Source organism: Fontimonas sp. FW305-C-3 (genome assembly GCF_058783185.1).
In genome coordinates, this window is the sequence record NZ_JBYSYK010000001.1 from 350,170 (window position 1) to 363,138 (window position 12,969).

Annotated in this window: 11 protein-coding genes; 4 read left to right on the forward strand and 7 right to left on the reverse strand. The window is 65.1% G+C overall.

Going from position 1 to position 12,969, the window contains the following annotated elements; all coding sequences use genetic code 11:
- Positions 1-405: 405 nt before the first annotated feature.
- Positions 406-2,523, reverse strand: a complete 2,118-nt coding sequence (locus AC3WUF_RS01585; protein WP_492421740.1) for an EAL domain-containing protein — start codon at positions 2,521-2,523, stop codon at positions 406-408.
- A 12-nt stretch (positions 2,524-2,535) separates the two neighbouring features.
- Positions 2,536-3,162 (reverse strand): ribosome biogenesis GTP-binding protein YihA/YsxC, encoded by a 627-nt coding sequence (gene yihA, locus AC3WUF_RS01590; protein WP_492421742.1) that lies wholly within the window; start codon positions 3,160-3,162, stop codon positions 2,536-2,538.
- Positions 3,163-3,328: 166 nt separating this feature from the next.
- Between yihA and AC3WUF_RS01595 the strand changes: the two genes are divergently transcribed.
- The 3 genes from AC3WUF_RS01595 (at position 3,329) to AC3WUF_RS01605 (ending at position 5,574) form a co-directional block, all read left to right on the forward strand.
- Positions 3,329-3,973, forward strand: a complete 645-nt coding sequence (locus tag AC3WUF_RS01595; RefSeq protein ID WP_492421744.1) for a c-type cytochrome — start codon at positions 3,329-3,331, stop codon at positions 3,971-3,973.
- A 10-nt stretch (positions 3,974-3,983) separates the two neighbouring features.
- Positions 3,984-4,637: a thiol:disulfide interchange protein DsbA/DsbL gene (locus AC3WUF_RS01600; RefSeq protein ID WP_492421746.1), complete on the forward strand. Its 654-nt coding sequence runs from the start codon at positions 3,984-3,986 to the stop codon at positions 4,635-4,637.
- A gap of 97 nt (positions 4,638-4,734) precedes the next feature.
- Positions 4,735-5,574: a M14 family murein peptide amidase A gene (locus AC3WUF_RS01605; protein WP_492421748.1), complete on the forward strand. Its 840-nt coding sequence runs from the start codon at positions 4,735-4,737 to the stop codon at positions 5,572-5,574.
- A gap of 4 nt (positions 5,575-5,578) precedes the next feature.
- On the opposite strand, the gene AC3WUF_RS01610 is transcribed toward AC3WUF_RS01605, so the two are convergent.
- On the reverse strand, positions 5,579-6,154 hold the full coding sequence (locus AC3WUF_RS01610; RefSeq protein WP_492421750.1) for a D-glycero-alpha-D-manno-heptose-1,7-bisphosphate 7-phosphatase: 576 nt from the start codon (positions 6,152-6,154) through the stop codon (positions 5,579-5,581).
- A gap of 35 nt (positions 6,155-6,189) precedes the next feature.
- Positions 6,190-8,253, reverse strand: a complete 2,064-nt coding sequence (gene glyS, locus AC3WUF_RS01615; protein WP_492421752.1) for a glycine--tRNA ligase subunit beta — start codon at positions 8,251-8,253, stop codon at positions 6,190-6,192.
- A gap of 232 nt (positions 8,254-8,485) precedes the next feature.
- On the opposite strand from glyS, the gene katG reads away from it, so the two are divergent.
- Positions 8,486-10,663 carry a catalase/peroxidase HPI gene (gene katG, locus AC3WUF_RS01620; protein WP_492421754.1) on the forward strand — a complete coding sequence of 726 codons (2,178 nt, stop codon included), beginning with the start codon at positions 8,486-8,488 and terminating at the stop codon, positions 10,661-10,663.
- A gap of 82 nt (positions 10,664-10,745) precedes the next feature.
- Here the strand turns inward: katG and AC3WUF_RS01625 are convergent, their stop codons facing one another.
- From AC3WUF_RS01625 to glyQ, 3 genes are all read right to left on the reverse strand, one after another.
- The gene (locus tag AC3WUF_RS01625) at positions 10,746-11,273 is read right to left on the reverse strand and encodes a hypothetical protein (protein WP_492421756.1); all 528 of its coding nucleotides are present in this window, start codon (positions 11,271-11,273) and stop codon (positions 10,746-10,748) included.
- Positions 11,274-11,399: 126 nt separating this feature from the next.
- The gene (locus tag AC3WUF_RS01630; RefSeq protein ID WP_492421758.1) at positions 11,400-12,032 is read right to left on the reverse strand and encodes a glutathione S-transferase family protein; all 633 of its coding nucleotides are present in this window, start codon (positions 12,030-12,032) and stop codon (positions 11,400-11,402) included.
- An 11-nt stretch (positions 12,033-12,043) separates the two neighbouring features.
- Entirely contained in the window at positions 12,044-12,958 is a 915-nt protein-coding gene (gene glyQ / locus AC3WUF_RS01635; protein ID WP_492421760.1) for a glycine--tRNA ligase subunit alpha, read from the reverse strand.
- Positions 12,959-12,969 lie beyond the last annotated feature (11 nt).

Consider the following 12,969-nt stretch of genomic DNA (forward strand, 5'->3'; position numbering starts at 1 on the left):
CTCCCTGGGCGGCTCCGGCATCCCCCAAAGCCGGAAAGCATGGCCCGGTGGCTCTCCCCAAGTCGCCGGGCTTTTTTATTGGGCGCTGCTTTTTATTGGGTCTTGGACGGAAACCGAAAGTTAAAGTTTCCGGCGCTGGAACGGCGTCGTTCCGTTCAGCCATTGGACAGTTTCGCGGGCCTTTCCTACCCGTACTGTCATCTTTCGGGTAGGGCTATTGAACTTCGTTTGAGCGACCCTATCTAAACACTTGAACGGCGATATCCCCTGTCCCGTTCCCCGCCCCTCCCCCTGGGCGGATCCGGCACCCCCCAAAGCCGGATACGGCCCGGTGACTTCCCCCCAAGTCGCCGGGCTTTTTTATTGCCCGTCTGTTCTCGCAGGGATTCCGGCCGCGCGGGCCGGCTAGATCATCACCGAGCCCATCTTGTTGACGGCGCTGCCCTGCACGAAATCGACGCCGGCCTTGCGCAGTACCGGCAACGCGGCGGCGGATTCGATGTTGATCGCGGCGGCCTTGCGGCCGAGCAGGTGGGCGGCGTCGCACAGCCAAGCCAGATGGCGACGCTCCAGCTCGTCGGTCTCGATGTTGCGTGTGACGCTGGGGTGGATCTTCATGTAGTCGATCGGCAGGTGACGCAACTGCGTGATGCCCATCGTCGTATGGCAGCGGTCGAGCGCGAATGCCACGCCGCTGGGGCGCAGCATGTCGGTGAAACGCTGCACGACATCGCTGTGGCTGATCGCGAACAGCTCGTCGATCTCGAAGCAGAGCTGCTTCATCGGCATGGCGGTTTCGGCCAGCAGGTCGAACACTGCGTTCGCAAACTTCGGATCGAGGATCGACTGCGCCGAGAGATTGACGCTGAACATGCGGTGCTTCTGCAGCGCCTCGGGATTCTGATCCATCGCACGCAGCAGGCTCTTGATGACCCACAGGTCGATCTTCGGCGCCTGGTTGAGGCGTTCGATCGCCGGCAGGTAGTAGCCCGGCTCGAGCCAGACACCGTCGTCGTCCTCGACGCGGATGAAGAACTCGAGCATCTGCGGCGGGCCGCCGGCCAAGGCATGCACTTCCTGCGAAATCAGATGCGCCTTGCCGTTGTCGAGGCGCGGCAGCAGCCACTCCAGCCAGGTCTTGTCGTCGCGGCGGCGCGAGATCGTCTTCTCGTCGGTGCTCTGCTGCTGCGTGCGGTTGCCGCCGCTGTTGCGCGCATCGGCAAGCAGATTCTCCGCAGCCGCCAGCAAGCGTGCGCTGTCGGTGGTCTCGCGGTTGATCGGCAGCACGGCGATGCTGAAGGTGCACTTGATCGGCTTGCCTTCCCAGACCAGCGGATTGCTCTCGGCATGCTGACGGATGCGCTCCGACAACTCCTTGGCAAACTCCTCGTCGTGGCCGGTGACCAGCGCCGCGAAGCGGTTGTTGGAATAGCGATAACCGGTGCCCGAATCGACCAGCGCCATCGAGAAATTCTTCGCGGCCTGCGATAGCGCCTGCTCGCCGGCCATGTAGCCGGCGCGCGCATTGATGCCTTCCAGATCGTCGATGCGCAGGAACAGCAGCGTGTGCGGCGTGCCGGAGCGCGTGGCCTCGCCGATCAGTTCGGTCAGGCGGCGCTCGAACGGCTCGCGCGACAGCAGCATGTTGCTCCAGCCCAACAGATCGGCGTCCGAGATTGCATTCTGCGCAGCCTGCGGCTTGCCGGCATCCGCCTTGTCGGCACGTGCCAGCCGCACGGTGCAACCGAGCGCCTGGCCGTTCGCGTCGAGCACCGCGCCGGCGGTGATGAATACCGGCAGCGGCTCGTTTTCCTGATTGACGACGGTGGCCTGCTGGATCAGCGGAATCGCCGAGCGCGAACCGATCACGCGCTTGAGAAAGTCGCGCAGCGGGCGCGTCGTATCGAGCACGCCGCTGTCCTCGAACAGCGGCACGATGTCGTCGAAGTTCTTGCCGACGACGCTCTCGCGCGGTGCGCGCAGCATGGTCGCCGTCGCCGGGCTCACGCCGAGGATGACACCGGCCTGATCCGTCAGCAGGACCGCGTCGAGCGTCGTGCTCAGCGCCGCGTCGCGCAAGCGCAGGCTGACCTGGCGGCTGCCGTCGAGCAGGGCCATCTTCTCGCGCATCGCGCGATTGAGTTGCGCCATCGCATTGAGCTGCTCGGTCCGCTTGATCAGCGCCTGACTGTCTGCCGTCGTGGCCGCGGCGGTCTTGGCGGCCGTCTGACCGCGGCGGGCGCGACGCTGGCGCAGCTTGGCGGGCCAGGCCAGCAGAGGGCGCATCACGGCTCGACGCCAGGTCAGTATCGCGACGACGAGGAGGCCGGCGGCTAGCGTCAGCGCCAGCCCGAGCATCAGCGCTGCGGCATTGCTGCCGTCGTCAGCAAGCTGCGGCCTGAACAGGCCAAAAACCAGGGCGACGCTGAGCGCGGCGCCGATCAGGGTCGCGACGGCCCAATCGGTGAGCCAGCGTGCCCGTCGGGTTCCGAGATTCTGCGCCAGCGTGCTCTTCAAGCCCATGAGAACGTTCCGTCAAGATGCTGCAGGTTGCCCGGTGGGGGCACGAAGCATGCCTGCGGCACGCTCGCGAAATTCATCGATGCCGACATCGGTCTCGGACGAGAACAGTTGGATCGTCACATTGCTCAGCTTGGGCAGCGAGCGCTGGACGCCGAGCAGCACATTCTTGGAAGCGCCGAAACTCAGCTTGTCGGCCTTGGTCAGCACCAGGTGGCAGGCAAGGCCGGCGCGGACCGCCCAGTCGAGCATGTCCGTATCGAAATGCGTCATCGGGTGGCGCACATCCATGATCAGGACGATGCCGGTGAGGTTCTGGCGGGACTCGAGATAGGCGCCAATCAGCTCGCCCCAGGATTCGCGCTGCGCCTTTGAGACCTTGGCATAGCCGTAGCCTGGCAGGTCCGCGAAACGGCCGCCGGGAATCTCGAACAGATTGATCAGCTGGGTACGGCCGGGGGTCTTGCTGACGCGCGCCAGGGCGTTATGCCCGCACAAACGGTTGAGCGCACTGGATTTGCCGGCATTGGAGCGGCCGGCAAAGGCGAACTCGGGCACCGCGTCTTCCGGCAGTTGCTCAAGTCCGGCGCAGGACAGGAGAAAGCGCGCTCCTGCGAAAGGATTGACCGGTTTGGGCTTCATTGGACTTAAGTTTATAAACGCGTAACAGCATAGCGGACCCACTCCTCGGCGTGCCAATAACGCATAAGGCCATGTAGAATCGCGGACTGATCAAACCTCGCCGCGCGGCCATGGGCTCGGGACCAGCCCGGCCGGCGCGGGCCGTGACCCTTGGAGTCGATACAAAATGAAGCGTGTTTTGCTGGCGGCAGCGCTGTGCATCCCGATGGCCGTGCCCTCCATGGCACTGGCCACCGAAACGGCCCATGACCCGTTCACCCAGGGGAGCGCCGAAGCCGGCGCCGCCAAGGCGGCGGTCTGCTCGGCTTGCCACGGCCCTGCCGGCAAGAGCAGCAACCCGGCATGGCCCAAGCTGGCCGGCCAGGGTTCCAAGTACATCTTCAGACAGTTGCAGGACTTCAAGTCCGGCGTCCGCAAGGATCCGGTGATGGGCGCCCAGGCCGCGGCGCTGTCCGAGCAGGACATGCGCGACCTCGCCGCCTATTTCGCTGCCCAGCCGTTCAGCCCTGGCGTCGCCAGCGAGGCTGCGGTCGCCAGCGCGCAGAAAATCTATCGTAGCGGCGATGCCGCGCGCGGCCTGCCGGCCTGCGCCGCCTGCCATCTGCCTACCGGAGCTGGCGTTGCCGGTTCCGCCTACCCGCGCCTCGGTGGCCAGCACGCGACCTATGCCGCCAAGGTCCTCCGCGATTTCCGCGAGCTGTCGAAAGCCGAGCTCCCGGACGGGAACTTGAAGACGATGGCGACGGTCGCAGGCAAGCTCACGGACGCCGAGATCGAAGCGCTCGCGTCATACGTGAACGGCCTCCAGTAAAGGAACCAAGATGCGTTCGATCATTCGTGTAGTGTCGGCAGCGGCGTTGAGCCTGATGGCGTTCGCCTGTTCCGCCGAGGACAGCAGCAAGTATGTGGAAGGCAAGAACTACAAGGCCGTCCGCGAAGCGCAGGCCCCGGCCGACGCCAAGCGCATCGAAGTCGCCGAGTTCTTCTGGTACGGCTGCCCGCACTGCTACGCGTTCGATCCGACGATCAACGCCTGGGAAAAGACCCGCGCCAGCGATGTCGATTTCGTCCGCTATCCGGCCACCCTCGGCCGTCCTGTCGGTCGCGTCCATGCCAAGGCCTTCTATGCGGCTGAAGCGCTGAACGTGTTCGACAAGATGCATCCGGCGCTGTTCGACCTGATCCAGAACAAGCACAACCCGCTGGCGACCGACGACCAGGTTGCCCAGGCGTTCAACACCGTCGCCGGCGTCATGCCGGACGTCGCCAAGTCCACGCTGACCGGCTTCGCCGTCGACTCGCGGACCCGCAAGGCCGAACAGCTGGCGATGACCTACGGCGTGACCGGCGTGCCGACGATCATCGTCGGCGGCAAGTACATGACCAGCGCCGCGATGGCCGGTGGCTTCAAGGAAGTGACGGAAGTGATCGACATGCTGGTCGAGAAGGTGCGCAAGGAACGTGCGAAGCGTTAAGCCGTTCCCTCGACACCGCGGAGCCCGGCTACTCGCCGGGCTTTTTGTTGTACTGAGCGCGACGGCTCAAGCTCAGTCTTCCGCCGGGAACGTCGAGGTGCCGCTGGCGACGGTGGACATGGCCTGCGAGCTGATCGGTGAGCGCCTGCAGAGCGTGGGCATCGACCACTGCAAGCAGTCGAAACTGCAGGCGGTGTCGGGTTCAAGTTCGCAGGGTCTGCCGCTGCTCTACCGCGATTACGCGCCGACCTCGCGTCGTACGGTCCCCAAGCGCGTGCTGATGATCGGCGGCATCCACGGCGACGAACTGTCGTCGATCAGCATCGTGTTCCGCTGGATGGACCAGCTCGAGAAAGCGCGCTTCCAGCCTTTCCACTGGCGCGTCATGCCCTGCACGAATCCGGACGGCCTGCTTGCCAAGCCTTCGACCCGGATGAACGCCAACGGCGTCGACCTCAACCGCAACTTCCCGACCCAGGACTGGACCGCCAAGGCCCAGCAATACTGGGAAGAGCGCACGCACAGCGACCCGCGCCGCTATCCCGGCAAGCAGGCGCTGTCCGAAGCCGAAACGCGGATGCTCGTGCGCGAGATCGAACGCTACAAGCCGGATGCCATCGTCTCGGTGCACGCGCCCTATGGCGTGCTCGACTTCGATGGCCCGCGCGATCCGCCGGATCGTTTCGGCTATCTACATCTGCACCAGCTCGGTACGTATCCGGGCTCGCTCGGCAACTTCGCCGGCATAAACATCGGCATCCCGGTCATCACGCTGGAGCTGCCGCATGCCGGCATCATGCCGACACCGCAACAGCAGCAACGCATCTGGGCCGACATGCTGACCTGGCTGGAAAAGAACCTGCCGGACGAGGCGCCGCTGTACTTCCGCCTCGGCGATCATCCCTGGAACGGCCAGGCGCGCCAGCCGCAGCCGTAGCTTTTTAGTGAAACCCCTGCGGTACCGCAGGCAGCGCGTGCTGTGCCGCGATCAATGCGGTCGCAAACGCCGCGAGGTTGTCGTAGATCGCCACGCCGCGCAGTTCACTCAAATGCTCGGCTTCCGTTGCGCGTCCGTGACCGGTGCGCACGAGCACCGGCCGCGCCTTGGCCGCGCGTGCCGCCGCGATATCGCGCCATGAATCGCCAACCACGGGAATCAATTCGGCACTGACATTCAGTCGCCGCGCGATGTCGAGAATCATGCCGGGCGCGGGCTTGCGCATCGGCGTCGGTGTCTCCGGATCGTCCGGCGCGAAAGCGATGCCGTCGAGGCGGCCGCCGAATTCCGCGAGCAGTTGCTGCAGGCGATCGTTCATCGCGCAGAACGCGTCGTAGTCGAACAGGCCCTGGCTGAGGCCCGGTTGATTGCTGGCGAGAAAGACGCGGAAGCCAGCCTGGCTCAGCTTGGCGACGGCTTCGATGCTGCCCGGAATCGGCCGCAGTTCCGCGACCGATTTGACGCGTTCGGGCGAGGCTTCGTTGATGACGCCGTCGCGGTCGAGGATGACGATCTTCATGCCTCGACTCTACCCCGATTCAACCCGATTCGCGCTCAGCCCGGCAGCTGCGACAGATCGGCCACCGACCGGCACAAGGCATCGAGCCGCGCCAGCAAGGCCAGGCGATTGGCGCGCACCGCGGCATCGTCGGCATTGACCATGACCTTGTCGAAGAACGCATCGACCGGTTCGCGCAGGCTGGCGAGATTCAGCAGCTGCGTGCGGTAGTCGGCGGTCTTCGCGTTCAGTGCCTCCAGCTCGACGAGCTTGGCGAACAGCGCGCGCTCGGCATCTTCGGCGAACAGCTTGGCGTCGACTGTGCTCGTGACCGCGCCGGCCTGCTTGAGGATATTGCGCGCGCGCTTGTTGGCTGCAGCAAGATTCGGCGCTGCCGGATCTGCGACGAAGGCATGCACGGCGAGCAGGTGCTGGTGGAAATCGTAGGGCTGCAGGATGCCCATCGCGGCGACCGACTCAAATGTCTCGACGCTGACGCTGCGACCGTCGATGGTCTGGCCGACGAGCCAGGCACGCAGGCGCTCCATGACGAAGTCGACGAGGGCCTTGAGCGTTTCCTCATCGCGCTTGCCGGCCGGCTGCGCGCTCAGCGCTGCGTTCAGCAGGTCGCGGACATCGAGCGCCAGGCCGGCTTCGATGCAGATGCGCACGATGCCGAGTGCAGCGCGGCGCAGTGCATAAGGGTCCTTGCTGGCAGTCGGCTTCTGACCGATCGCGAAGATGCCGGCCAGCGCATCGAGCTTGTCGCTCAGCGCGACGATCTGGCCTTCGACGGTCGACGGAATCGGCGTGCCCTGCTGCGTCGGCAGATAGTGTTCGCGGATCGCGCGACCGACGGCGGCGCTGTCGCCGGACTTCACGGCGTAGTAGCCGCCCATGATGCCCTGCAGTTCCGGGAACTCGTACACCATCTTGCTGACGAGATCGTTCTTGCACAGCAGCGCCGCGCGCTCGGCTTCGGCCCCGCGCTTCAGCGCGGCGGCGATGTGCTTGGCCAGCGCCTGCAGTCTTGCGATGCGGGCGCCGGTGCTGCCGAGATCCTTCTGGAAGGTGACGCTCGCCAGCTTCTCGCTGTTGGCCGCCAGCGGTTGCAGTAGATCCTGCTGCCAGAAGAACAAGGCATCGGTCAGGCGCGGACGAACCACGCGTTCGTTGCCGGTGATGACCTGGCTGACGTCGCGCGACTCGATGTTGGAGACGGTGATGAAGGCATTCGTCAGCTGCGTCATCGCGGCGTCGCTGAACACCGTGAAATAACGCTGATTGGTTTCGACCGTCGCGACGATCACCTCAGGCGGCAGCTCAAGGAAGCGTTCTTCGAAATGACCGGTGATGGCGGTCGGCCATTCGACCAGTGCCGTCACTTCGTCGAGCAGATCCTCGGTGATGCGCGCATGGCCTTTCAGGCGCAGCGCCTCGGCTTCGATCTGTCGGCGGATTTCCGCCTTGCGGCTGGCCACGTCGGCCCAGACCTTGGCGGCGCGCAGCTTGGCTTCGTACTCGTCCGGCGAGTTGACGACGATCGCCTCGGGTGCGTGAAAGCGATGGCCGAAAGTCTGCGCGGCGGAGCGGATGCCGAAGCGCTGCAGCGGCACGCGCTCGCTACCGAACAGGCAGACGATCCACTTGACCGGGCGCACGAAGGTTTCCGTGCCCGAGCCCCAGCGCATGCGCTTGGGCACCAGCTCGTCCATCTGCTTGAGGGTTTCCTCGAAAATCTCCGGCAGCAGTTCTTGCGTCGCGCGGCCCGGTGCCGTCTTCGTGTAGTGCAGCTTGCCGTCCTTCTGGCCGATGGCCGAGAACTCGACGCCGCAGGATTTGGCGAAGCCCAGCGCCGCCGGCGTCGGCTGGCCATCTTTCAGCGCGGCGTTCAGGGCCGGGCCGCTGCGCTCGATGACCTGTTCCGGCTGTTCGGCGGCAACGCCGGTGAGGCGCACGGCGATGCGGCGCGGCGTTGCGAAAGTCTGGCTGGCGCCGAGCGCGACGCCGCGGCGCGACAGACCGCCGGCAATGCCCTGGCTTAGGGCTTCAGCCAGAGGCACGACATAGCGTGCCGGGAGGTCTTCGGTGCCGATTTCAAGCAGGAGATCGCGCGACATGGGATGGGGTCTTCAAAAGAGCGCGCAATTCTCCGTGATCGTTGGGTTTCCCGCCAACTGCCGCAGAGGTCGGCCGTGCGTTGCGGCGGCGACCCGTGAATATCTAATAGCTATGAACTGGTTTGGAACAATCAATTTCTATTATGGAGCGGATGCGTGCAGGATGCCTCCAATCCGTTGCAATCCCGCGCGATAGTTAGACCGTCGAATTCAAGACCACAGGAGAAAGCCCATGGCCAACGAAGGCAAATGCCCATTCCACACCAGCGCCGGCAGCGGCACCGCCAACCGCGACTGGTGGCCCAAGCAGCTGCGCCTCGATCTGCTGCACCAGCACTCGACCAAGTCCGATCCGCTGGGCGCCGGTTTTGACTACGCCGCGGCGTTCAAGAGCCTGGACCTCAAGGCAGTCAAAGAGGATCTGCGGGCCTTGATGACCGATTCGCAGGAGTGGTGGCCCGCGGATTTCGGCCACTACGGGCCGTTCTTCATCCGCATGGCTTGGCACAGCGCCGGCACCTACCGCACCGGTGACGGACGCGGAGGCGGTGGCCGCGGCCAGCAGCGTTTCGCGCCGCTCAACAGCTGGCCGGACAACGGCAATCTCGACAAGGCGCGGCGCCTGCTGTGGCCGATCAAGCAAAAGTATGGCCAGAAGATTTCCTGGGCCGATTTGATGATCCTGACCGGCAACGTCGCGCTCGAATCGATGGGCTTCAAGACCTTCGGCTTCGCCGGCGGCCGCGCCGATGTCTGGGAGCCGGACCAGGATGTCTATTGGGGCGCCGAGAAAGCCTGGCTGGGCGCCGAGACGCGCTACTCCGGCGAGCGCGTGCTGGAAAATCCGCTCGGCGCCGTGCAGATGGGCCTGATCTACGTCAACCCGGAAGGCCCGAACGGCAATCCCGACCCGCTGGCGGCTGCGAAGGACATCCGCGAGACCTTCGCGCGCATGGCGATGGACGACGAGGAAACCGTCGCGCTGATTGCCGGCGGCCACACCTTCGGCAAGACCCATGGCGCCGGCGATGCGGGGCTGGTCGGTGTCGAGCCGGAAGGCGGCGATCTGGCCGCGCAGGGTTTCGGCTGGGCCAGCACGCATGCCAGCGGCCTGGGTGCCGATGCGATCACCAGCGGCCTCGAAGTCACCTGGACGACGACGCCGACGAAGTGGGGCAACAACTTCTTCGAGAACCTCTTCAAGTTCGAGTGGGCGCTGACGAAGAGCCCCGCCGGCGCGCACCAGTGGGTCGCGAAGAATGCCGAAGCGATCATTCCCGACGCCCACGACGCGTCGAAGAAGAAACTGCCGACGATGCTGACGACGGATCTGTCGCTGCGCTTCGATCCGGCCTACGAGAAAATCTCGCGGCGCTTCTTCGAGCACCCGGATCAGTTCGCCGACGCGTTCGCGCGCGCCTGGTTCAAGCTGACCCATCGCGACATGGGCCCGCGCGCCCGCTACCTCGGCCCCGAAGTGCCGGGCGAAGAGCTGCTGTGGCAGGACCCGATTCCGGCACTCGATCACCCGCTGATCGACGCGCAGGACATCGCCGCGCTGAAGGCGAAGATCCTCGCGTCCGGCCTGAGCGTTGCGGAACTCGTCTCGACGGCCTGGGCCTCGGCGTCGACCTACCGCGGTTCCGACATGCGCGGCGGTGCCAACGGCGCGCGCATCCGTCTGGCGCCGCAGAAGGACTGGGCGGTCAACCAGCCGCAGCAACTGGCGAAGGTACTGAAGGTACTTGAAGGCATCCAGAGCGGCTTCAACGCGGCGGCATCCGGCGGCAAGAAGGTGTCGCTGGCCGATCTCATCGTGCTCGCGGGCAGCGCCGCCGTGGAGTTGGCGGCGAAGAATGCCGGGCACGCCGTGACGGTGCCGTTCGCGCCGGGGCGCATGGATGCGACACAGGCGCAGACCGACGTCGAATCCTTCGCCGTGCTTGAGCCGCTGGCCGACGGTTTCCGCAATTATCAGAAGGCACCGTCGGCGATTTCCACCGAGGCGCTGCTGGTCGACCGCGCGCAGCTGCTGACGCTGAGCGCACCGGAGATGACGGTGCTGGTTGGCGGCCTGCGCGTGCTGGGTGCCAATGCAGGCCAGGCCCGGGACGGCGTACTCACCCAGCGTCCCGGGCAGCTGACCAACGACTTCTTCGTCAACCTGCTCGACATGGGAACGGCCTGGAAATCCGTCTCGGAGCATCAGGATCTCTTCGAGGGCCGTGATCGCAAGAGCGGCGAGAAGCGCTGGACCGGTACGCGTGCCGATCTGGTGTTCGGCTCGAATGCGCAGCTGCGTGCAGTGGCCGAGGTGTATGCCAGCGTCGATGCGCAGGAGAAGTTCGTCCGCGACTTCGTTGCGGCCTGGACCAAGGTGATGAACCTGGATCGCTTCGATCTGAAGTAAGCCGGCGCCGGTGGAAAGCAAAAAGGGCGTGAGCCGGAATCCGGCTCACGCCCTTGTTCGTTACTGGACGACTGGCGCGGCGTCAGTGGCGCCCGCGGCGATCGTCGCGATCGTAACGGACGTCCTGATGGCGGTCTCCGCGTCGATCGTCGTGGCGGCCATTGCCGCGATCGTGGCCTCGACCATGCCCCCGATCATGCCCACGCCCATGACCACGGTCGTGATCGTGATGGTCGCGATGGCCATGGCCGCTGTCGCGGTAGTAGCGGACGTGGCGTTCACGATAGGCCGGCACGTAGACCCGGTCGTACCAACGATCCTGCACGAAGTACACCGGCACGCCGCAGGCCTGGTAGTAGCCGCAATGGCGATCCCAGCGATTGCGATGGCCCGGCGGTACACGCAGATACAGCGGCGCCCCGTAAGCGACCGGGCGGCCGACGATCACCGGCTGCGCGTAAATCAATTGAGGCTGCGGTGCGTAGCCAAGATCGATGCGCCCGTAATAGCCGGGGTCACCGATATTGATCGATACGCCGACGTTGGCGGCCGTCGCACTACCGGCCCACAACGCGAGCAGCACACTGGCGGCTTTCAGGATTCTGTTCATGGCACTGGCTCCATCGCGGATTGCGATGAGCGGATGTTGCGGAGAATCGGCTGAGCCGTAGCTGAAGAAATTGTGCAGAAATTGGGTGCGCCGGCGAAAGCTGGCAAGTTGCAATGCCGGCAGGCTCTACGTCGTCGGCTGCGGTCTGAAAAACGCCACTCGCGTCTCGGTAAAAGCCGGCAGGGCTTCGCAGCGCTGGGCAAGGGCGTGCAGCGACGGATACAGCCCGCTATCGAAAGCCAGCGCGTCGTTGAGGAAGGTATACGCGGTGGCGCTGGTGACGTCGGCTTGCGTCATGCGGCCGCCGACCAGCCAGGTGCCGGCTTTCGCGCATTGCAGCTCAAGTTGCTGCAGGCTGCCATGCATCTGCTCGGCGCAGCGCGCAACCCAGGGTTCATGGCGCTTTTCCGCCGGGCGGAAAACGCCCTCGTAAAGCTGGGTGACGCCTTTCTCCGCCGCGCCGCTGGCGAGCGACATCAGTTGCAGCGCATCGCGCCGTTCGCGGCCACTGGTCGGCAGCAGCGCTCTGGCGGGACCGACGCTCTGGTCGAGGAAATCCAGGATTGCAAACGATTCGGCAAGCGCATCGCCGTCGTCGAGCACCAGCGTCGGCACGCGGCCGAGCGGGTTGTACTTGCGAATCTCCGCCTGATCCTTGCCGACCGACCAGTTGCGATGTTCGAAGCCGACGCCGAGCAGCTTCATGCTGACCGCGACGCGGCGCACGAACGGCGAATCGAACATGCCGATCAGGATCATGGCGTGAACGCCTACGCGGCCTTCAACGGCTCGAAGCCGACGATCTTCGCTCTGGCGTTGTAGTAAGCCTCGGCGCAGCCGCGCGCCAGCGTGCGCACGCGCAGGATGTAGGCCTGGCGCTCGGTGACCGAGATCGCGCCGCGCGCATCGAGCAGGTTGAACGCATGCGAAGCCTGGATCGTCCGCTCGTAGGCGGGCAGCGGCAGCGGCGTCGGCAGGCTCAGCAGATGCTGGGCTTCGGCCTCGGCCTTGCTGAAACGCTCGAACAGCGCGGCGGTGTCGGCATGCGAGAAGTTGTAATGCGACTGCTCGACTTCGTTCTGGTGATAGACATCGCCATAGGTCACGACGCGCACGCTGCCGTCCTCGAGCTTCTGCTCGGACCAGACCAGATCGTAGATCGATTCCTTTTTCTGGATGTACATCGCCAGTCGTTCGAGGCCGTAGGTGATCTCGCCGGCGACCGGCCGGCACTCGATGCCGCCGACCTGCTGGAAGTAGGTGAACTGGGTGACTTCCATGCCGTTGAGCCAGACTTCCCAGCCGAGGCCCCAGGCGCCGAGGGTCGGCGATTCCCAGTTGTCCTCGACGAAGCGGATGTCGTGGGTCAGCGGATCGAAGCCGAGCATCTTCAGCGATTCCAGATACAGCTCCTGGATGTTCGGTGGCGACGGCTTCATCAGCACCTGGAACTGATAGTAATGCTGCAGGCGGTTGGGGTTTTCGCCGTAGCGGCCGTCGGTCGGGCGGCGGCTCGGCTGCACATAAGCGGTGTTCCAGGGCTCGGGGCCGACGGCGCGCAGGAAGGTCGCCCAGTGGAAGGTGCCGGCGCCCATCTCCATGTCCATCGGCTGGACGATGACGCAGCCCTGGCTGGCCCAGAAGGTCTGCAGCTTGAGAATCAGATCCTGGAACGTCAGAGTCATCGAAAGGCCGC